The organism is Bradyrhizobium sp. SZCCHNR1043 (assembly GCF_032489675.1).
Lineage (GTDB): Bacteria > Pseudomonadota > Alphaproteobacteria > Rhizobiales > Xanthobacteraceae > Bradyrhizobium.
On sequence record NZ_JAUEYN010000001.1, the window covers coordinates 174424 to 193228 of the forward strand.

Sequence of the window (18805 nt, forward strand, 5' to 3'; positions counted from 1 at the left end):
CGTCAACCGCCGTGGACGCCTTCGGTCCATCGCCCGAGTGCGTCTGTCGTGTTCTGTCTTCAAATCCTATCGTCTGTCTTGCTTCGCCATCTCAACAAGATTGCCTGCTTCGGTCGTCCGCTCCGGAAGCCACTCCCGCGCGTTGGCGTGGAGCCCGGGGACGCCGAGCAGGTTGATCGCGCGACAGGCGATCTGCTCGATGACGTCATCGAGCGACTGGGGCTTCAGGTAGAACGCCGGCATTGGCGGCGCGATGATCGCGCCGATCTCGGTGGCCTGCGTCATCGCTCGGAGATGACCGAGATGCAGCGGGCTCTCCCGCACCAGGAGTATCAGCCGGCGGCGCTCCTTGAGTTGAACGTCGGCGGCGCGGACCAGCAGGTTGTCGAGCTGGCCCCAGGCGATCGCCGAGAGGGTGCGGATCGAGCAGGGCGCCACGATCATGCCGGCTGCAGAAAACGAGCCGCTGGCGATGCTCGCGCCGATGTCGGCGACATCATGAGCATGCGCCGCCAGATCGCGCAGCCGCGCCAGGCCGCCCTGGCCGACCTCCTCGTGCAAGGTGCGCATGGCAGCGTCCGACACCACGAGATGGACCGTGCATTGCGGCTGCTCCGCGAGCCGTTCGACGATGCGCGCACCGATCGCGGCGCCCGAGGCGCCGCTGATGCCGACGATGACGTGATGCCGCCCGTTCATGCCGAGGCCGTTCGGTCGGCTATGGCATCGCCGAGGCCGAGGCTCGGCCACATCGCGTCGATGCGCGCGGCTACAGCGGGGTTCATCGCCAGCACCTCGCCCCAGGGGCGTTCGGTCTCGACCCCGAGCTTGGTTGTGGCGTCGATGCCGAGCTTCCCGCCGAGGCCGGATTTTGGCGAGGCGAAGTCGAGATAGTCGATCGGCGTGTTGTCAATCGGCAGCAGGTCGCGCGAGGAGTCGCAGCGCGTTGCGACGGCCCACATCACCGCGCGCCAGTCGCGGACGTCGATGTCGTGGTCGACCACGATGAGGAGCTTGGTGTAGCTGAACTGCGGCAGCATCGACCACAGGCCGAGCATGATGCGGCGGGCCTGGCCCGGATAGCGCTTCTCGATCGCTACTACGGCGATCCTGTAGGAGCAGGCCTCCGGCGGCAGATAGCAGTCGACGACCTCCGGGAATTGTCGTCGGATCAAGGGGACGAACAGCGTGTTCAGCGCCTCGCCAATTCGAGACGGCTCGTCCGGCGCGCGTCCCGTGAACGTCGACAGATAGAGCGGGCTGCGACGCGTGGTGATCGCGGTGACCTGAAGCACCGGAAAGCTCTCGACGGCGTTGTAGTAGCCGGTGTGATCGCCATAGGGCCCCTCCGGCGCGGTCTCCGTGGCCGACACGATGCCCTCGATCACGATCTCGGCGGCCGCCGGCACCGTCAGGGGCACGGTGAGGCATTCGACCAGCTCGGGACGGTCGCCGCGCAGGATGCCGGCGAAGCGAAGCTCGGAGATGGTCTCGGGCAATGGCAGCACGGCACTGAGGATGGTGGCGGGATCGGCCCCGATCACGATCGCAATCGGCATGTCGCGCCCCTGCGCCTGCCACTGCTGGTGGTGGCGGGCGCCGCCGCGATGGGCGAGCCAGCGCATGATGGCGCGATCGCGGCCGAGCACCTGCATGCGGTAGACGCCGACATTTTCCTGCTCGCCGGCGGACGCGTCCGGCGGCACGGTGATGACGAGCGGCCACGTCAACAGCGGCGCTGGCTCGCCCGGCCAGCAGATCTGGGCCGGCAAGGTGGTCAGGTCGATGTCATTGCCCATCGTGACACATTCATGCACCGGCGCGGCTGATCGCAGCCTCGGCCGGGTCGACAGCGCTGCGCGTGCCAGCGGCAGCTTCTGCAGCGCTTCCCTGATGTCGCGCGGCGGCTGCGGGGCGCGCAACTCCGCCATCATCTCGCCGAGCTCCGCTAATCGTTCCGGCTGCACGCCCATGCCCCAGGCCACCCGCTCCACGGTGCCGAACAGATTGGTGACGAGCGGCATTGCCGAGAGCGAGCCGCATGCCTTGATCGGCCGTTCGAACAGCAGCACGGGCCCTTCGGCGGAGATGACGCGGCGATGGATCTCGGTGATCTCGTGGACGACCGAGACGCTGTCGCGAATGCGTCGCAGCTGTCCCCGCTCGTCGAGAAAGCGCAGGAAATCCGACAGCTCGCGGAAGCGAGGGACATCACGTCGCAACGATAGGCTCCGTTCAAAAAACGCCTCGTAGCTGGAACAATCAGTGGGATCTTTGTTCCGGGTCAAATACTTCCCCCGCCGATCCGGCCAGAGCTTGTGCCATGAGCTCTCTTCAGGACGCGTCTTCGACCTCACTGCCCCTGTTGCCGCCACTGCTCAGGCAGGTGCTGCGTCCGTTGCCGTTGCTGCCCCTGCAGATCGCGCTCGGCGCTTTCCTGCGTGGGCTTTTGCGCCGGCATCCGCATCTGCTCGACCGGCTCGGGTCGCATCGCGGAAAGCGCTTTGGCATCAAGCCGACCGATCTGCCGTTCGCTTTCGTGATTCAGGCGGGCCCACAGCAGCCGCAACTCGCGGCGGTGCGCGAGTTGCCCACCGGCCTCGATGCGTCCATCTCCGCGTCGATCGTGAGCCTGTTGGCGCTGGTCGAGGGCCGGCTCGACGGCGATGCGCTGATGTTTTCGCGTCAGCTCGTCATCGAAGGCGATATCGAGGCGGTGCTCGCGCTCCGCAATGCGATCGACGATGCCGGTCTGGATCTGGTCGGCGAGATCGCAGCGCTTTCGGGGCCGTTCGGCGTGCCCGCGCAACGCCTGCTCGCGGCCGCGCGTGACTCGCTGCTGAGATCAACGACGAACGAAAGCGGGATGCGACCATGGAGCTGATCTGTCCGGCAGGGACGCCGGCGGCGCTGAAGAGCGCGGTCGAAGCCGGTGCCGATGCCGTCTATTGCGGCTTCGCCGACGAGACCAATGCCCGCAACTTTCCCGGGCTGAATTTCAGCCGCGAGCAGATGCGCGAAGGAGTAACGTTCGCGCATCGGCGCGGCGCCAAGGTGCTGGTTGCGATCAACACCTTCCCGCGGGCCGGCGCCGTCGAGCTGTGGCGTCGCGCGGTCGACGATGCCGTCGAGGCCGGGGCCGACGCGCTGATCCTTGCCGATGTCGGGCTGATGCACTATGCCGCGCGGCGCCATCCCGAACAGCGACTGCATGTCTCGGTGCAGGCGGCGGCGGCGAATGTCGACGCGATTGCGTTCTATGTTGAGAATTTCGGCGCCCGCCGCGTGGTGCTGCCGCGCGTGCTGAGCGTGCCCGAGATCGCCGATATCACCCGTGAGACGGCATGCGAGACCGAAGTGTTCGTGTTTGGCGGACTATGCGTTATGGCCGAGGGGCGTTGCTCGCTGTCCTCCTACGCCACCGGCAAGTCGCCGAACATGCAGGGGGTATGCTCGCCGGCCAGTCATGTCGTCTATCAGGAGACGATACTGGGCACGACCTCGCGGCTTGGCGCTTTCACAATCAACCGTTTCGGACGCAACGAACCTGCCGGCTATCCAACGCTGTGCAAGGGGCGTTTCTCGACCGCACAGGGTTCTGGCTACATCTTTGAGGATCCGGTCAGCCTCGATGCCACGACCCTGCTCGCAGGCTTGCGCGAAGCCGGCGTCACCGCGCTCAAGATCGAGGGCCGCCAGCGCGGCCGCGCCTATGTCGACGGGGTCGTGCGGCATTTCCGCAGCGTGCTGGCAGCGCTCGATGCCGGCCGGTCCGCCGACGCGTCCGACCTCACGGCGTTCACCGAAGGGCAGGCCACCACGCAGGGCGCCTACCGCAAGACCTGGCGCTAGGACGACATGACAATGGCGGAACAAGGCGCAGGCCGAATGCAGCTCACTCTGGGGCCCGTGCTCTACAATTGGCAGCCCGAGCGCTGGCGTGATTTTTACTTTCGCATGGCCGACGAGGCCCCGCTCGACCGCGTCGTGGTCGGCGAGGTCGTCTGCTCTAAGCGCGCACCGTTCTTCGAACCCCATTTGCCTGAAGTCATCGAGCGGCTTATGGCTGCCGGCAAGCAGGTGCTGCTGGGTTCGCTGGTCCTGGTGTCGTTGCGACGCGAGCGCCGGCAGACGGCAAGCCTCGCCGAGTTTGGCCACGGTCTGGTGGAGGTCAACGACCTCACCTGCCTCAAATCGATCGCCGGTAGGCCGCATGCGATCGGGCCATTCGTCAACATCTACAACGAGGCCAGCGCCGCGTTTCATGCCGCCCAGGGCGCTACCCGGATCTGCCTCCCGCCGGAGCTGCCACTGTCCTCGGTTGCCGCGATCGCCGGCGCCGTGCCGCAGGTGGCGATCGAAGTGTTCGCCTTCGGCCGTGTGCCGCTCGCGATCTCCGCGCGCTGCTATCACGCCCGCCTGCACAAGCTCGCCAAGGACAATTGCCGCTTCGTGTGCGAGCAGGATCCGGACGGCCTCGTCGTGACGACGCTGGACAATGAAGCGTTCCTCACCATGAATGGCGTGCAGACGTTGTCGCATGGTTGCTGCAACCTGCTCGGCGATCTCGATCGTCTGACGCAGAGCGGCGTGAGATCGCTGCGGCTGTCACCTCAGGCCTGCGACATGGTCGCGGTGTCCGAGCAATTCCAGGCGGTCCTGGCGGGCCGCGTGGAAGCTGAGGCCGCCAGGGGCCGCTTGCGCGAGATCTATCCGGACGTTCCATTCGCCAACGGCTTCTTGCACGGCGCCCCCGGTGCCTCCTACGTCTCGGGGTAGGTACTGCCGTGTCCTTCTGTCGAGGTAAACTCGGATGTGCCCAGTCTGCATGTTGACTGACCACGGATGGACGAAGTTGAGAGACGACGCGCAGCCCGTTCTTGCCGGCATGCTGCAGATTGCTGACCGAGCCAAGGCGGAAGCCCAGGAAGCCGGGGAAATCGTGGTCTGTCCCCGATTTCCCCTCCCAAGCCGGCTGGCGTCCTACGCGCCGACCGCAAAGCCCAGCTGACGGCCGACGCCTCATCCCGATTTGTCACTGAACGCGGCGGGAAGCGTAGCGAGGAACGCCATGACGCGCTGCGTGCGCAGGGGCGGCCGGCGGTCCGAGGTGCGCAGCATCCATAGGGGCTCCGCCGGCGCGCGCCACGGCTCGAGCACTTCGACGAGCCGACCTGTGCGCAAGTCGTCGTGGACGAGCCATGCCGGGCCCCAGCCAATGCCGAACCCATTCGCGATCAAAGCGACCGAAGCGTGCGCGTCGTCGCAAATGTGCTTGGGCTTGGGCGCGACGCGAACGAGTTTTTTGCCGCGCGGGTCGGTGAAGCGCCAGGTCAGGATCTGCCCGCTCGCGGGATTGCGGAAGCCGACGTGGTCATGTTCGGACAGCTCGTATGGAGTCGCCGGCGCGCCGCGCGCGTTCAGATAGGCAGGCGAGGCGCAAGCGATCCAGGAGAACGTGCAAAGCCGCCGCGCCAGATGACCGGGCGCGCGATCGAGGGGTCCTGAGCGGATGGCGATGTCGACGCCTTCCGCTGCGAGATCAAGAATCTCGTTGCGGAATTTGATCTCGATCTCGATTTCCGGCCGCTCCCGCAGGAACGCAGGCAGTCGCGGCAGGATGCAGGCACGCGCGAACGAGGCGGGGGCGGTCACTCGCACCCGTCCGCCATCGTTACGCGCGGCTTCGCCGAGCGCGGATTGGACGCGATCGAGACTTTCGGCCAGCGCGCGTCCCGCCGCCATCAGCCGCTCGCCCTCTTCGGTCAGCGCCAGCGAATGGGTGGTGCGATGCAAAAGCCGTATTCCGCGAGCCTGTTCGAGGCGGGCGACCGCCTTGGACATCGCCGAGGTGGTTGTCCCCGCCCGCCGCGCGGCTTCGGCGAAGGAGCCCGCCTCGACGACGCGGACGAAGGCGAGGAGACGCGAGAGGTCGGGAGGCAAGGCTGTTGTGGACATTCAGTCCACATAGTCATGGCGACGGGGTCGCTACAAGAGGCCGTTCCGATGGGCCAAATGGGGAGCGTTAGCGCGCATGCTGCGCCGCTAGAAACCGCGAGAAGTCCCATGAACGCCATCGAAATCACGCTGCAAGCCCTCGACGCCGCCGAGCGCGCGATTCCCCCCGGCCAGCCGGTCTACATGCTCAATCTGCTGCGCTACCGCGCGTATGCGCGTTACGAGGACGGCTTCGACGCCGCGCCCTGTTCGGGCCGCGAAGCATTTAACGAACGCTATAGACCGGCCTTCCGGCGTCTCGCAGCCGGTAAGCCGCTGGTGCGGATGTTTTCCGGGCCGGTCCTGGCGAGCCTGGTCGGCCCGCAAGGCAAACGCTGGGACGAAGCGGCGATCAATGAATACGGCGATTTCGCCGCCTTCCGCTCGATCGTCGACACCGAGACCTACCAGCGCGAAGTCGCCCCGCATCGGCACGCGGCGCTCGAGGATTTCCGGTTGTTCGTGCTCGCCAAGGCGATGTGAACGCATTGAGGCGGCGGCCTTATGCATTCGCCTTAACCAAACGTGACGCTACGACGAGCCCGGGAATCCGTTCCACCGATCGCAAGAATTGGTGTCGCGGGCCCCGGGATTGGGACTTGTTCATTGGCATTTGGGCTGCCCGCCGACAAGAAAACAGGGCTTCCGAAATAGTGGGTCTAGCGATGTAGCGGACCCCCGACTCGAACCACCGATGCCTCAAGATGGTGGCTCCTACATGTTGGATCGCGGGCGCGCCAACCATGTTTTCAGGCATAGTGACTATCTCTGGTCTGTAGGCGAGGGGCGATTTTTGGGCCCGCTTCAATCAATCGGACAATCCAGAAAAGCTATGTCAGTTCAATCGCGCCTAGAGCTGCGTTTTGTCCGAACGCACCTTGAAAGTATTCAAATGCCGAAACCCTTCCAAGCTGAGTACGATGTTCGACCTTTCATCGCTCCAGATGAAGTTTTCACTTTCTTCTTGTTTTCGGCGCCTGTCAGGCAACCCGCACCGAACGGATGGAATGGAGAGTCTCTGGCTTTAGATGCGTGTAGCGACGCAGCATTTTCCAATCCTTGTGTCCGGTGACAAGTGCAACCTGTTCAATGGAAAATCGTGCCTCGAAAAGACGACTCGTGCCTTCGTGGCGCAGATCGTGGAAATGTAGGTCATCGATCTTCAATTGTTGGCACTGACGGCGAAATGCCGTTCCAACGGATCGTCCTGCAGGGGAATTCGCTGATCGTTGCCCTTCTTCTTTCGGGGATCTTTCCGATTGCGAATGAGGAGCATTCGGTTGCCGGCGTCGAAGTCGCGCATTCGACTCTTGCAATTTCATCTTGCCGCATAGCCGTTGCGATCGCGAATCGGATCACACGACCGACTGGGATCTGTTGCCGACTGTTTAATTCGAACGCTGAGATAATACGATCGAGTTCGTCTTGCGTGGGACGGCGGTTGCGCTCATCGCCTTTTCCGACGAGCCCGAGACGTCGAAGAGCGATCCGGGCGTGGTCGAGTGGTTCGGTTGAAACAACGATGCCGTGTACTGCGGCGGCGTGAGACAGAATCGTTTTGATGTATCCAAGATCGATACCGACGGTCACCGGGCCGACCCCCTCCATCGCGCGCTCTTTTCCAAATTTGATGAACCGCTCTCGATCAAGCTCTGGAAGACGAAGATGCCCAAGTCTTTCGTTCAGGAAGATGAGGCTCGCAGTTTTGGAGCGACCAATGTCCTTTCCCACCTCGGCCAAATCTTGACGATGAAGCGTGACGAGATCGCCGAAGAGTTGGACGTCGCGGGACTTTTGCGTCGTTGTCGGTTCTTGGCGATCGATCCGCCGCTCGATATCGATGGCCCATTCCTCGGCATCCTTTCGGCGGAGAAACGTCCCGTTGACATATTCCCCCTTTCGTCGGACTTGGGCTCTCCAAGAGCCGGATTTCAGTCTGGTGATAGTTGCCACGCGTGTGCGCTCCGTGTGCACTGAGGCGGCAAAAAGCCAAAAAAACATCGCGCTGTGGCGTAGAATAGAGTGCACACGAGGCGACCTAACGAGTTGAATTTGCTCGAAAAATGAAGCAATATCAATCACATAGATTTGCCGTGGCGCCCATGATGGATTGGACCGACCGGCACTGCCGCGTGTTCCATCGGCTGCTGTCGCGCCGGGCGTTGCTCTACACCGAGATGGTCACCACCGGCGCCGTGATTCATGGCGACCGCCAGCGGCTGCTCGGCTTCGATCGAAGCGAGCATCCGGTGGCGCTGCAGCTCGGCGGCTCCGATCCCGGCGATCTCGCGACGTCAGCCAAGATCGGCGAGGAGTTCGGCTACGATGAGATCAATCTCAACGTCGGCTGCCCGTCGGACCGGGTGAAGGACGGCCGCTTCGGGGCCTGTTTGATGGCCGAGCCTGCGCTCGTCGCCGCCTGCGTCGCCGCGATGAAGCGCGCCGTTCGCATTCCCGTCACGGTGAAGTGCCGCATCGGCATCGACGATCAGGATCCGGAAATCGCACTTGATGTGCTGGCGGATGCGGTCGTCGACAGCGGCTCAGACGCGCTGATCGTGCACGCGCGCAAGGCGTGGCTGGACGGCTTGTCGCCGAAGGAGAACCGTGACATCCCGCCGCTCGACTACGACAGGGTGTACCGGCTGAAGGCGAGGCTGCCGCACGTGCCGGTCATCATCAATGGCGGCATCGGCAGCATCGAGGCTGCGCAAGGTCATCTCGCGCATGTCGATGGCGTGATGCTCGGGCGAGCTGCCTATCAGGAGCCGTGGCGGCTGCTCGATGTCGATCCCATGCTGTTCGGTGAGGCCGCGCCGCATCTGTCGATGCAAGAGGCGCTGGCGGCGCTGGAGCCTTATATCGAACATCAGCTCGGGCAGGGCACGCGGCTGCACGCGATGACGCGGCATCTCGTCGGGGCCTATCATGCGGTGCCGGGGGCGCGCGCCTTCCGCCGCCATCTTGCCGAACGTGGAGTCAAGCCGGACGCCGGCATCGAGGTGCTGCGCGAGGCGATGGCAATGGTCGAGGATCGTCCGGCGGTTGCGGCGCTCGCCTGAGCGGATCAGGCCGGCGGCAGCAACTCGGTGACGGTCTGTCGCGCGAGCGCATTCTCCTCCGGCAGGGCTGCAACGAGGCGCTGGGCCTCAGCTGCGGTCGGGAAAGCCGTGCAGCATCAGCCGGTCGGAGCGCACTTCCCAGCGCTCCAGCCGGTCGAGGAAGCTCATGCCGAGCAAATTGGTCTTCATCTGGCCGTGCGGCACTACCAAGGCCGGAACCGAGCGTTCCACCAGTTTGCCGATCGCAAGCCGGTCCAAGGTCAGGCGCGCCGCCTTGGTGTGACCGCCGGCGGTCTCGACGTCGACGTCGTAGGCGAGCAGTTCGAGCGGCAGGCCCGCGGCCTTGGCGGTCTCGTAGGTCAGAACTACCGATGTGGCGCCGGTGTCGACCACCATCGGCGCGGTGACGCCGTTGATCTTGGCGCGCAACGCGAACTCACCGCCTCTGGTGCGCTCGATCTCGACCGCGTTGGTCGGAGGGCTCGCCTTGGCTCTGAGCACGCGGCTGCGCAGAACCTCCGACACGGTGTCGCTTGCGAGCGCCGCCTGCTCGGGATCCTTGTAGACGATCACGGCGCCCGCGGTGAGCACCATGGTGACGAGAACGAGCGCGATCTTGTTCATGCCGCGCCTCCCGTCGGCACGGAGGCGCTCAGTCGTGCCGACGCGCCAGCGCGGGCAGGCCGGCGTCGTGCATGCGGGAAGGCAGCCCGTCCATCAGCGCCAGCCGCTCGTCGCGCGACATGCGGCCCCAGCGGGCGATCTCCGGCAGCGTGCGTCCGCAACCGAAGCAGAGCTTCGTCTTCGGGTCGATCATGCAGACGGCGATGCAGGGCGTATCCTGGCTCATGGAGCGAGTTTGAAAGGTTCTGCCACTGTCGTGCAAGTGCAATCATCTCACAGTCCCGTTCCGGCATTCATGATCGGCTTGCGCACCCGGCGCTTCTCCTTAGCGGGGGCGATCGCATGCTCCGGCTGCAATGGCGGGGCCTCGTCCGACAGCGGAGCGAGCGCCGACATCACCCGCTCCGGCGGGAAGGTGACGATCACCTCGGTGCCGATGCGGACCTTCGATTTCAGCGTGAACGTGCCGCCATGCATCTCGATCAGGTTCTTGGCGATCGGCAGGCCGAGCCCGGCCCCCTGTTCGGCCGACTTGATCGAGTTGGAGCCCTGGCCGAACGAGGCGAGCACGATCGGAATCTCGTTCTCGGGGATGCCCGAGCCGGTGTCCTTGACGCTGAGATATTGCCCGCCCGAGGCTGTCCAGCCGGCCTTGAGCCAGATGTCGCCGCCCTGCGGCGTGAACTTGATGGCGTTGGAGAGCAGGTTGAGCACGACCTGGCGGATCGCGCGCTCGTCCGCCCACAGCCGCGGCATCTTCCGCTCGAACACCTCGTGAATGGTGATGCCGCGGCTCGTGGCGCGCAGCTTCAGGAGATGATGGCAGTCGGCGATCACGTGCACGAGCGCCACGGCTTCCTCGTTGAGCTCGTAGCGGCCGGCCTCGATGCGCGAGAGATCGAGGATCTCGTTGATCAGGTTGAGCAGGTGGACGCCGGAATTGTGGATGTCGGCCGAATATTCCTTGTAGACCGGCACCGCGTGCGTTCCGAAGATCTCGCTCTTCATCACCTCGGAAAAGCCGAGGATGGCGTTCAGCGGCGTGCGCAGCTCGTGACTCATCTGCGCGAGGAAGCGCGACTTGGCAACGTTGGCCGCTTCTGCTCGGTAGCGCGCCTCGTCGGAGATCGCTTTGGCCTGCTCGAGCTCGCCGATCAGGGCGTCCTTCTCGGCGCGTGCTTCGAGCGTGGCGAGCGTGGTCGAATGCAGCTGATGGGCGAGCAGCACGAAATAGCCTTCTGCTGCGACCGCGAATCCGGCCAGCAGGTAATTGTCGAACGTGCCCGACAGCACGAGGCTGAGGGTGATCGCGACCGTGACTGGTGCGGTGACCGCGACGGCTGCGACGGGCAGGTTGGCAGCGAGCATGCTGGAGACGGCGATCACCAGCAGCATCAGGAACATCATCAGCGTGCCTGACACCGCCGCGAGTGCGGGGTGGATCAGGATCGCCATCCAGCACACGCCGTAGAGCAGGTCGAGCAGCACGAAGCGCGTGCGCCAACGCCGCGTCGCCGCCATCGACGGCTGGTCGGCGAGAAAGTTCGAGCAGTTGCGGACGATCGCAGCGTGGATGCAAAGCACGCCGGCCGTCCAGGCGCCGGCCGCCAGCGTATGGAGCCAGGCGCTCAGCATCAGGCCGGTTGCGACCACCAGCAGCACGACGATGTAGGAGGCGGAGATGCGGGTCTGCGCGTATTGGCGCAGCAGCTCGCGATCGAAGGCCGGACGCGTTCCCGATGTCGACGTTAACCGGTCGCGCGCTTCGCGCACCCGCTGCTGCGCGGCCCGGCGCTGGCTTGCCGGTGCAAGCGCCGGCGGATCTGCCGGAAGCTCGACGACCTCAGGCTTTTCAGCGGGTTTACTCATCAAACAACACAAATCCTGCCCGCGAGGTACGGGCTGCTTTCTGCATTGTCTATAACTGGGCCCAAATCCTTAAGACGGATTATAGACAACGAAAAATTTGCGTTAACCGCGCGTTAAATTAACCATTGTGCGAGGCTCAGCGGAGCTGCATTCGCAGGCGGCGCCAGCCGATCACCACGCCCGTGATGCTGAAGACGAGGCCGATCGCGCAAAGGCCGACGATGAGAGCCGTGCGCAGCGCCGCATGGGCGAGCAGGGCCGGAAAGTCGAGCGTGTGCAGCGCCTGATAGAGCCACCGATAGGCGCGTCGGGACGGATCGAGCTTCTCGAGCACCGCGCCGGAGGCGGCGTCGACATGATACCAGGTGTCGCCGCAGATCACGCGATGGACCGGCGCGCCCGTCACATCGGAGACGAACGGATAGTCGTCGCCCGGCTCGACTTCGGTCGAGCGCGCGCAATCGTGGCCCAGGCGGGACGTTGCGGCATTGACGTCGGCCGGCTGCAGCAAGCGTCCGATGATCCTTGCCGAAGCGCCGTCCAGCACCGAAATCTGCTGCTGGCCCGGCGCTCGCCGGGTGCGCTGATGGAGGCGGCCGCCGAAGGCGAACCACTCGATCTCGCGAGCCTCGCCATGCACCGCCGCGAGTGCAACCGCAGTCAGGCGGCTCCAATCCGGTGTGCCGACCAGCATGGCTTCCTCGGACGGCGTCAGATGGCCGGTCGCGAACAGCCTACCATGGTCCATCGACAGCCAACCGCTGACCATCCAGGTCAGCACGAACTGCATGCAGAGCAGACCAGCCCAATGATGCCACAGGTGCCAGCCGCGGTAGCGCGAGCACAGCCGCGCCTCGCGAGGTCGCAGCCGCATCGGACCGAGCAGGGCGCCGGTCACGGCGGCGATGACGGCCGCGAGCGATAGCCACCACACGACGACGTTCCAGGCCGCCCAGTCCTTGCGCAGGACGGTTGGATAGATCCAATGGACAACGCTGCCGACGTAGTTCCAGGCGCGTTCGAAGCGTGTCGTGTCGAGCACGACCTCGCCGGTCTTCGACGACACGTACAGCTCGGTCCCGTCGGGATCGTGGAGCGCGATCCGGTGCAGCGGACGATGCACATCGAACCGGTTCGGCACCGTCCATTGATCGTAGCTGTCCAGCGCTGCGATGGCGGCGCGATCGGCCTCGAGCCCGCGTCGCTGGGCTGCTGCGCGTGCCACCGATAGTGCGAGACCGGGATCGTTCACGTCGGCTGCGGCCAGCGTGTCGGCATGAAAGGCCGCGCTGAGGCCGGCGGCCGAGATGACATAGACCGGACCATCCACGCGCTGAAACAGCCGGATGCGGGCGGGATGATCGATGCCACCAGCGGCGAGGGCCTCCGCGGGACTGCGCAGCGACACGGCGATGTCGAGCACCGGCAGCGCGGCGAAGCGATCGCTCTCGGTCTGCGCCGGGAATGGCACGTAGTGCATCACGATCCCGGTCGCGAACCACAGCACGAACAGCGGACCGAGCGGGATGCTCAACCAGCGGTGCATGAGGATCAGCGCCTGGATCATGCTGTCATCAGAACTTGAACGAGGCCTCGACCTCGTAGGTGCGCGGCGCGCCGAGGAAGATCTGGTCGGGATAGAACGGATCGCTCCAGGCCGCGTAGCGCCTGTCGGTGACGTTGCGGATGCGCAAGGCGAGGCGCGTGCTGGTCGCGGTGGCGAACATCGGCACCTTCGGCAGATCGACGAAGGCGAACAGGTCGGCGGTGGTGTAGGCGTTTAGCTTCACCGTGTTGGCATCGGTGCTCCATCGATCGCCGACATGGCGCACCGAGAAGCCGAGCTCGACCGGCCACCAGCCGGGATTGAGGAAGCGGTAGGAGCCGCCACCATTGACGATGATGGCGGGAATGTTAGGCGGCGTGTTGCCCGAGAACGAGCCGCCGCCCGCGAGATCATAGTCGGCATAGCGGGCGCGGACATAGGCGACGTTGCCCCATAGCTTGCTCTCCGGCGTCGGCCGCACGGCGGCCGCGACCTCGATGCCCTGCGATTTCACCTTGCCGGCGAGGTTGAGCTGCTGGCCGGCCTGGGCGCTGTAGACGTTGTTGCGCGCGATGTCGAAGGCCGACAAAGTCCACTCCGCGCGCCCGTTCCACAGCAGCTGCTTGACGCCGGTCTCGTAGCTGCGGGAGTCGGACAGCGCGAGGTTCTGCGTCGGACTCAAGATGAAGATGCTGTCGGCCGAGATGTCGGTGGCCGTCGCATATTGGCTGTAGAAGGTGGTGCCGGGTAGTGCCTCCCACGTGTAGCCGATGTGGCCGGTGACAGGCTGCCAGCTCTTCGAATAGGGGAAGCCACTTTTCACCGCGCCATTCCTGTCGACCGAGTTGCGGTCGAGCGAGAACGGATTGTAGCGCAGGCCGCCGACCAGGGCGAACGTATCGGTGAGCTTCAGCCGGTCCTCGAGGTTCAGGGCGACGCTGTCGATCGTGGCGGTCTGCAACTGCGTTCCGAGCTGGCCATAAACACCGCGGTCGAAGCCGACCAGGGGGACCGAGTCACCGGGAAAGTTCGCCGCGCCGGGCCGCGTGAAGTCGGTATGGGAGCTCTCGACCGAGGTGACGAGACGGTTGGAAAGGCCGAAGATGCTGCCGTTCCAGGTCATGTCGGTGGTGTTGCCGACCATGTTATGGTTGTGGTGGACGAAGAAGCGCTCGCGATCGACCGTGTTGGTGGTCGCGTTGAACGCCGAGACCTCGTTGTTGTACCAGTCGCGGCTGGCATTGTAGTTGTAGATCTGGCTGCGCAGCTTGACGGCGTTGTTCAGGTCCCATTCGAAGCCGCTGCGAACCCAGGACTCCTTGATCGTCTTGTGTCCGTCGATCACGTTGTAGTTGGTCGATAGCGTGCGGCCGTCGATCGTGACCGCGCCGAGATCGGTGCCATTATAGGCGGACACCTTGGTGCCCGACACGATGCCGCTGGTCGCATTGGCGCCGCTGGAGGCCACCGGCACCAGCGGCGTGCCCTCATAGGGCTTGGCCTTGTAGTCCTTGAACTCGGCGGCAAAGAAGGTCTTGAAGCTGTCGGACAGTCGGTAGTCGAGCTGGCCCGAGACATGGACGTTCTTGAACTCGGTGTCGTCGATGAAGCCGACCTCCCTGGTTCGGCTGATGTCGAAGCGATAGTCGAGGCCCTCGATCGCGGTGCTGCCGCCGGAGTCGAAGCCGCTGCGGAACGTGCCGCGCTGGTCGAAGCCTATGAAAGCCTCGGTCTGGACCGGTCCGTTGTGCGGCGCCTTGGTCACGAAGTTGATGGTGCCGCCGACCGCGCCCTGGCCGGAGATCAGCGAGGAGGGGCCTTTGAGAAACTCGACCCGGTCGAGGTTGAACGTCTCCATCGTCAGCGCGGTGAAGCCGGTCGGCCCGATGTTGATGCCGTTGTAAAGGACGTTGACCTGGTTGCCCTGAAAGCCGCGCATGGCATAGCCGACATCGTTCGGCGCATCGCCAGCGCTGACGCCGGTGGCGCCTTTCACCGCATCGACGGTGGTGTGATAGCCCTGCTCGCGCAGAGTCGCTGCGCCCATTACCTCGATCGATGCCGGCGCCTCGCGCGCGATCAGGCCCAGCCGGCCGCCGACCGCCGGAGCCGCATTGCCGTTGAGTGGCGTCGCCGCTGGGGAGGCGGACGCGTGGGGCGATGGCGCGGCTGCCGGCGATGGCGTCGCTGTGCCTCGGGGCATGGGGTGCACCGTCCCGCTGGCTGTTCTGACCGGTGACGGCGAACGGCCGGCAGCCTGTCGCTGGCGCGGCGCATCGACGGTGACGTTTGGCAGCAGCGTGTCGGCCGCCGGCCTCACGCCAGGATTTGCTGCCTGCTGCGCACGGGCCAGCGGAACAGCTGCGCAGAAGACCGCCGCAACGAGTCCCGCCAACGCAATCAAACCCTGGACGTCCCGCATACTCATTCCGATTCCCCCACGCGGTCCGGCCATGCCGGTGTCCGCGCCCCCTCCAGCGCTCTTGTGACCGGGACGAGAGCTAACGCAGAGCGTAAAACATGTAATGTTATAACATTACATATCCTCTCTTCTGGTCAAGCCTGTCTCTGTTCGGCAACACATGCGAACGATTGGCGATTGCAACGGGTATCAGCGAGTCGGAGGGTGCGCAACGGCGCCGGCTGATACGGGTCAGACAGGGCGCGCGAGGTCCCGGCCGACGGCGGTGACGAGCCAGTTGGTCGTCACGGGGCAGAAATAAACGTGCCGCCGCTCGAAGCGAGCGGCGGCACGTTCATCGGATCGCGATCGCGGATTACTTCTCCAGGCGGGCCAGCAGGCTCGACGTGTCCCAGCGCTTGCCGCCGAGCTTCTCGACTTCGGAATAGAACTGGTCGACCAGCGCGGTCACCGGCAGATGGGCGCCGTTGCGGCGCGCTTCGCTGAGGCAGATCGACAGGTCCTTGCGCATCCATTCCACCGCAAAACCAAAGTCATACTTGCCGTCGTTCATGGTCTTGTAGCGGTTCTCCATCTGCCAGGACTGGGCGGCGCCCTTGGAGATGGTCTCGATCACGGCGGGCACGTCCAAGCCCGACTTCTTCGCGAAATGGATGCCCTCGGACAGGCCCTGCACGAGGCCGGCGATGCAGATCTGGTTGACCATCTTGGTCAGCTGGCCGGAGCCCGCCGGTCCCAGCAGCTTGCACATCCGGGCATAGGCCGCGATTACCGGCTCGGCGCCCGCATAGGCGTCCGCGGTGCCGCCGCACATCACCGTCAGCACGCCGTTCTCCGCGCCGGCCTGGCCGCCGGACACCGGCGCGTCGATGAATTTGAAGCCGGCCTTGGTGGCTGCGGCATCGAGCTCACGTGCCACTTCAGCCGAGGCCGTGGTGTGGTCAACGAAGGTTGCGCCCTTGGTCATGCCGGCGAAAGCGCCGTCCGGGCCGATGGTCACCGCGCGCAGATCGTTGTCGTTGCCGACGCAGCACATCACGAAGTCCTGGCCCTCGGCGGCCTGCTTCGGCGTCGCGGCGGTCTTGCCGCCGAACTTGTCAGCCCATTCCTTCGCCTTGGCCGCGGTACGGTTGTAGACCGTGACCTCGTGACCGCCCTTCTTCACGAGATGTCCTGCCATGGGGAAACCCATGACGCCGAGACCGATGAAAGCGACTTTAGCCATATGAGCTACCTTGACCTTGGGGTTCTGCCGACAGCCTTGAGAGGGCCGGGCCGTTCTTGACGGAAAACATCAGCGGCCGGCCGGGTTCCGGCGGCGGCGCTGGACGCCGCACCATAGCCGCTTGCGAAACAGGGGCAACGGCTTCGTGACGGATGCGAAAACGTCCGCCCGTGCTAAAGAGGCATCATCATGACGGCTTGCAAAGCCGTCATCCGGCAACGAAATCCAGTCAACCAACGAACCAGCCAGGGAGTATCTCGCATGGGCGTCAGCGTCGGCGTGCTCGATCATTTCAACATCCGGACCCGCAACCTCGCCGAGACCGTGCGCTTCTACGAGGACGTGCTTGGGCTCGAGAACGGCGCCCGGCCGAACTTCGCCTTTCCCGGCGCCTGGATGTACAGCGAGGGCCGCCCGGTGGTGCACCTGGTCGACATCTCGCCGACCTCGGAGGCACAGAAGCCGGACTCTGGCGTCGTCCACCATGTCGCCTTTGTCAGCCGCGGCTTTGCCGGCATGAAGGCGCGGCTCGTCGCCAAGGGCATGCCGTTCGACGCGCGGCAGGTGCCGGGTGGGGACCTGTGGCAGATCTTCGTGCGCGACCCCAACGGCGTAACGATCGAGCTCAATTACGAGGCGGCCAAGGAGCAGGCCGACGACGCGCCGGTGGAGACCGCCGGCGACATCGGAACCAAGGTGGCGTTTTGAGCCGGCCGGCCTTATGAAGCAGCGCAACGCAGGGCCGGGGCGGTCCCGTCGCGGACGACGGAAGATCATGTCCGGTCAACAGGATAGGGCGCGACGATGTGGCGCGTTCTGAACTTCTTCAGGAGACGCGCCGTGAGCGTGACGCAGCAGCAGGTTATCGAGGCACTCAAGCGGGTCCGCTCGCCACGCGGCGTGGCGCTGCCGGACGCCGGCGTGCTGTCGCCGATCACCGCCAATGACGGCAAGGTGTTCTTCTCGATCAATGTCGAGGCCAGCGAGGCCCGCGCCTGGGAAGACACCCGCGCGAAAGCCGAAGCCGCCGTGCGCGCCATTCCCGGCGTGACCATGGCGATGATCGCGCTGACCGCCGAGCGCAAGGCGGGCGCTGCCGCCCCGCCGCCGCGGCAGGGCGGCGTGCAGCCGGTCGCGGCGCATCGTCCGCATCAGCACCAGCATCCGGCCGACTCGCCGATGTCCCGGCAGGCTCCGATCCCGGGCATCGCGGCGGTCATCGCCGTCGCCTCCGGAAAGGGCGGTGTCGGCAAGTCGACCACCGCGATCAATCTCGCGCTGGGCCTGCGCGATCTCGGCCTCAAGGTCGGGCTGCTCGACGCCGACATCTACGGCCCCTCGGTGCCGCGACTGACCGGCCTGCAGGAAAAGCCCAAGCTCACCGACGACAAGAAGATGATTCCGCTGTCGCGGTTCGGCCTGTCGATCATGTCGATCGGCTTTCTCGTCGACGAGGACAGCCCGATGATCTGGCGCGGCCCGATGGTGATGTCGGCCATCAACCAGATGCTGCGCGACGTCGCCTGGGGTACGCTCGACGTGCTCGTCGTCGACATGCCGCCGGGCACCGGCGATGCCCAGCTGACTCTGGCGCAGAATGTGCCGCTGAAGGGCGCCGTGATCGTGTCGACGCCGCAGGACCTGTCGCTGATCGACGCCCGCCGCGGGCTTGCGATGTTCCGCAAGGTCAACGTGCCCGTGCTCGGCATCATCGAGAACATGAGCTACTTCCAGTGCCCGCAATGCGGCACCCGGTCCGACATCTTCGGTCATGGCGGCGCGCGCCACGAGGCCGAGCGGCTCGGCGTGCCGTTCCTCGGCGAGATCCCGCTGCACATGGACATCCGCTCGACGTCGGACGCCGGCAACCCGTTGGTCGAGAGCGAGCCGAAGGGTCCGCATGCCGCGATCTACCGGAGCATCGCCGCGTCGGTGCGGGATCAGCTCAAGGACGCCATCGCCGCTGCTTGATGCACTGCAGCGAAGCGCGTGCGACTATTGGACCGTTTGTCATTCCAACGTCGCGTTTTCGCTTAACCGGTTCCGTGCTAAAGCCCGGC

18 protein-coding genes are annotated in these 18805 nt (G+C 65.2%); 7 read left to right on the forward strand and 11 right to left on the reverse strand.

Going from position 1 to position 18805, the window contains the following annotated elements:
- Positions 1-66: 66 nt before the first annotated feature.
- A complete protein-coding gene (locus tag QX039_RS00605; RefSeq protein WP_315772865.1) occupies positions 67-699 on the reverse strand; it encodes a UbiX family flavin prenyltransferase in 633 nt (210 codons plus the stop codon).
- Positions 696-2222, reverse strand: coding sequence for a UbiD family decarboxylase (locus tag QX039_RS00610; protein ID WP_315772867.1), 1527 nt, complete (start codon positions 2220-2222; stop codon positions 696-698). Before QX039_RS00610 ends, QX039_RS00605 begins: the two co-directional genes overlap by 4 nt.
- Positions 2223-2323: 101 nt before the next feature.
- Between QX039_RS00610 and QX039_RS00615 the strand changes: the two genes are divergently transcribed.
- From QX039_RS00615 to QX039_RS00625, 3 genes are read left to right on the forward strand one after another with little or no spacing between them, the layout of a single operon-like run.
- Complete coding sequence (locus tag QX039_RS00615) at positions 2324-2884, forward strand: SCP2 domain-containing protein (protein ID WP_315772868.1); 561 nt, start codon at positions 2324-2326, stop codon at positions 2882-2884.
- The gene (locus QX039_RS00620) at positions 2875-3852 is read left to right on the forward strand and encodes a peptidase U32 family protein (protein ID WP_315757284.1); all 978 of its coding nucleotides are present in this window, start codon (positions 2875-2877) and stop codon (positions 3850-3852) included. Before QX039_RS00615 ends, QX039_RS00620 begins: the two co-directional genes overlap by 10 nt.
- Positions 3853-3888: 36 nt before the next feature.
- Entirely contained in the window at positions 3889-4779 is an 891-nt protein-coding gene (locus tag QX039_RS00625) for a U32 family peptidase (RefSeq protein ID WP_315772870.1), read from the forward strand.
- A 243-nt stretch (positions 4780-5022) separates the two neighbouring features.
- Here the strand turns inward: QX039_RS00625 and QX039_RS00630 are convergent, their stop codons facing one another.
- Positions 5023-5958: a LysR family transcriptional regulator gene (locus QX039_RS00630; RefSeq protein WP_315772872.1), complete on the reverse strand. Its 936-nt coding sequence runs from the start codon at positions 5956-5958 to the stop codon at positions 5023-5025.
- Positions 5959-6066: 108 nt separating this feature from the next.
- On the opposite strand from QX039_RS00630, the gene QX039_RS00635 reads away from it, so the two are divergent.
- The gene (locus tag QX039_RS00635) at positions 6067-6480 is read left to right on the forward strand and encodes a hypothetical protein (RefSeq protein WP_315772874.1); all 414 of its coding nucleotides are present in this window, start codon (positions 6067-6069) and stop codon (positions 6478-6480) included.
- Positions 6481-6977: 497 nt separating this feature from the next.
- Here QX039_RS00635 and QX039_RS00640 read toward each other — a convergent pair whose 3' ends face one another.
- Both QX039_RS00640 and QX039_RS00645 read right to left on the reverse strand, forming a co-directional pair.
- Entirely contained in the window at positions 6978-7163 is a 186-nt protein-coding gene (locus QX039_RS00640) for a tyrosine-type recombinase/integrase (protein WP_315739604.1), read from the reverse strand.
- A complete protein-coding gene (locus QX039_RS00645) occupies positions 7150-7950 on the reverse strand; it encodes a hypothetical protein (protein WP_315739605.1) in 801 nt (266 codons plus the stop codon). Before QX039_RS00645 ends, QX039_RS00640 begins: the two co-directional genes overlap by 14 nt.
- Before the next feature lie 110 nt (positions 7951-8060).
- On the opposite strand from QX039_RS00645, the gene dusA reads away from it, so the two are divergent.
- Positions 8061-9059, forward strand: coding sequence for a tRNA dihydrouridine(20/20a) synthase DusA (gene dusA, locus QX039_RS00650; RefSeq protein ID WP_315739606.1), 999 nt, complete (start codon positions 8061-8063; stop codon positions 9057-9059).
- 87 nt (positions 9060-9146) lie between these two features.
- Here the strand turns inward: dusA and QX039_RS00655 are convergent, their stop codons facing one another.
- The 6 genes from QX039_RS00655 to QX039_RS00680 form a co-directional block, all read right to left on the reverse strand.
- Positions 9147-9683 (reverse strand): TIGR02281 family clan AA aspartic protease, encoded by a 537-nt coding sequence (locus tag QX039_RS00655; RefSeq protein WP_315739607.1) that lies wholly within the window; start codon positions 9681-9683, stop codon positions 9147-9149.
- A 28-nt stretch (positions 9684-9711) separates the two neighbouring features.
- Complete coding sequence (locus tag QX039_RS00660; protein WP_315739608.1) at positions 9712-9909, reverse strand: DUF1289 domain-containing protein; 198 nt, start codon at positions 9907-9909, stop codon at positions 9712-9714.
- A 47-nt stretch (positions 9910-9956) separates the two neighbouring features.
- On the reverse strand, positions 9957-11552 hold the full coding sequence (locus QX039_RS00665; protein ID WP_315739609.1) for a HAMP domain-containing sensor histidine kinase: 1596 nt from the start codon (positions 11550-11552) through the stop codon (positions 9957-9959).
- 136 nt (positions 11553-11688) lie between these two features.
- The gene (locus QX039_RS00670) at positions 11689-13119 is read right to left on the reverse strand and encodes a PepSY domain-containing protein (protein WP_315739610.1); all 1431 of its coding nucleotides are present in this window, start codon (positions 13117-13119) and stop codon (positions 11689-11691) included.
- Positions 13120-13126: 7 nt separating this feature from the next.
- On the reverse strand, positions 13127-15526 hold the full coding sequence (locus tag QX039_RS00675) for a TonB-dependent receptor (RefSeq protein ID WP_315739611.1): 2400 nt from the start codon (positions 15524-15526) through the stop codon (positions 13127-13129).
- Between the two features lie 349 nt (positions 15527-15875).
- Positions 15876-16745, reverse strand: coding sequence for an NAD(P)-dependent oxidoreductase (locus QX039_RS00680; RefSeq protein WP_315739612.1), 870 nt, complete (start codon positions 16743-16745; stop codon positions 15876-15878).
- A 261-nt stretch (positions 16746-17006) separates the two neighbouring features.
- Between QX039_RS00680 and QX039_RS00685 the strand changes: the two genes are divergently transcribed.
- Entirely contained in the window at positions 17007-17453 is a 447-nt protein-coding gene (locus tag QX039_RS00685; RefSeq protein WP_315739613.1) for a VOC family protein, read from the forward strand.
- Between the two features lie 132 nt (positions 17454-17585).
- The gene (locus QX039_RS00690) at positions 17586-18716 is read left to right on the forward strand and encodes an Mrp/NBP35 family ATP-binding protein (protein ID WP_315772876.1); all 1131 of its coding nucleotides are present in this window, start codon (positions 17586-17588) and stop codon (positions 18714-18716) included.
- The last annotated feature ends 89 nt before the right edge of the window (positions 18717-18805 follow it).

What these genes read in the sequence shown, in the direction of transcription:
- QX039_RS00675 (WP_315739611.1), bottom strand. Translation starts at nt 15,526, where the DNA reads ATGAGTATGCGGGACGTCCAGGGTTTGATTGCGTTGGCGGGACTCGTT.
- QX039_RS00605 (WP_315772865.1), bottom strand. Translation starts at nt 699, where the DNA reads ATGAACGGGCGGCATCACGTCATCGTCGGCATCAGCGGCGCCTCGGGC.
- QX039_RS00680 (WP_315739612.1), bottom strand. Translation starts at nt 16,745, where the DNA reads ATGGCTAAAGTCGCTTTCATCGGTCTCGGCGTCATGGGTTTCCCCATG.
- QX039_RS00660 (WP_315739608.1), bottom strand. Translation starts at nt 9,909, where the DNA reads ATGAGCCAGGATACGCCCTGCATCGCCGTCTGCATGATCGACCCGAAG.
- dusA (WP_315739606.1), top strand. Translation starts at nt 8,061, where the DNA reads ATGAAGCAATATCAATCACATAGATTTGCCGTGGCGCCCATGATGGAT.
- QX039_RS00630 (WP_315772872.1), bottom strand. Translation starts at nt 5,958, where the DNA reads ATGTCCACAACAGCCTTGCCTCCCGACCTCTCGCGTCTCCTCGCCTTC.
- QX039_RS00670 (WP_315739610.1), bottom strand. Translation starts at nt 13,119, where the DNA reads ATGATCCAGGCGCTGATCCTCATGCACCGCTGGTTGAGCATCCCGCTC.
- QX039_RS00665 (WP_315739609.1), bottom strand. Translation starts at nt 11,552, where the DNA reads ATGAGTAAACCCGCTGAAAAGCCTGAGGTCGTCGAGCTTCCGGCAGAT.
- QX039_RS00655 (WP_315739607.1), bottom strand. Translation starts at nt 9,683, where the DNA reads ATGAACAAGATCGCGCTCGTTCTCGTCACCATGGTGCTCACCGCGGGC.
- QX039_RS00615 (WP_315772868.1), top strand. Translation starts at nt 2,324, where the DNA reads ATGAGCTCTCTTCAGGACGCGTCTTCGACCTCACTGCCCCTGTTGCCG.
- QX039_RS00685 (WP_315739613.1), top strand. Translation starts at nt 17,007, where the DNA reads ATGGGCGTCAGCGTCGGCGTGCTCGATCATTTCAACATCCGGACCCGC.
- QX039_RS00635 (WP_315772874.1), top strand. Translation starts at nt 6,067, where the DNA reads ATGAACGCCATCGAAATCACGCTGCAAGCCCTCGACGCCGCCGAGCGC.
- QX039_RS00620 (WP_315757284.1), top strand. Translation starts at nt 2,875, where the DNA reads ATGGAGCTGATCTGTCCGGCAGGGACGCCGGCGGCGCTGAAGAGCGCG.
- QX039_RS00625 (WP_315772870.1), top strand. Translation starts at nt 3,889, where the DNA reads ATGCAGCTCACTCTGGGGCCCGTGCTCTACAATTGGCAGCCCGAGCGC.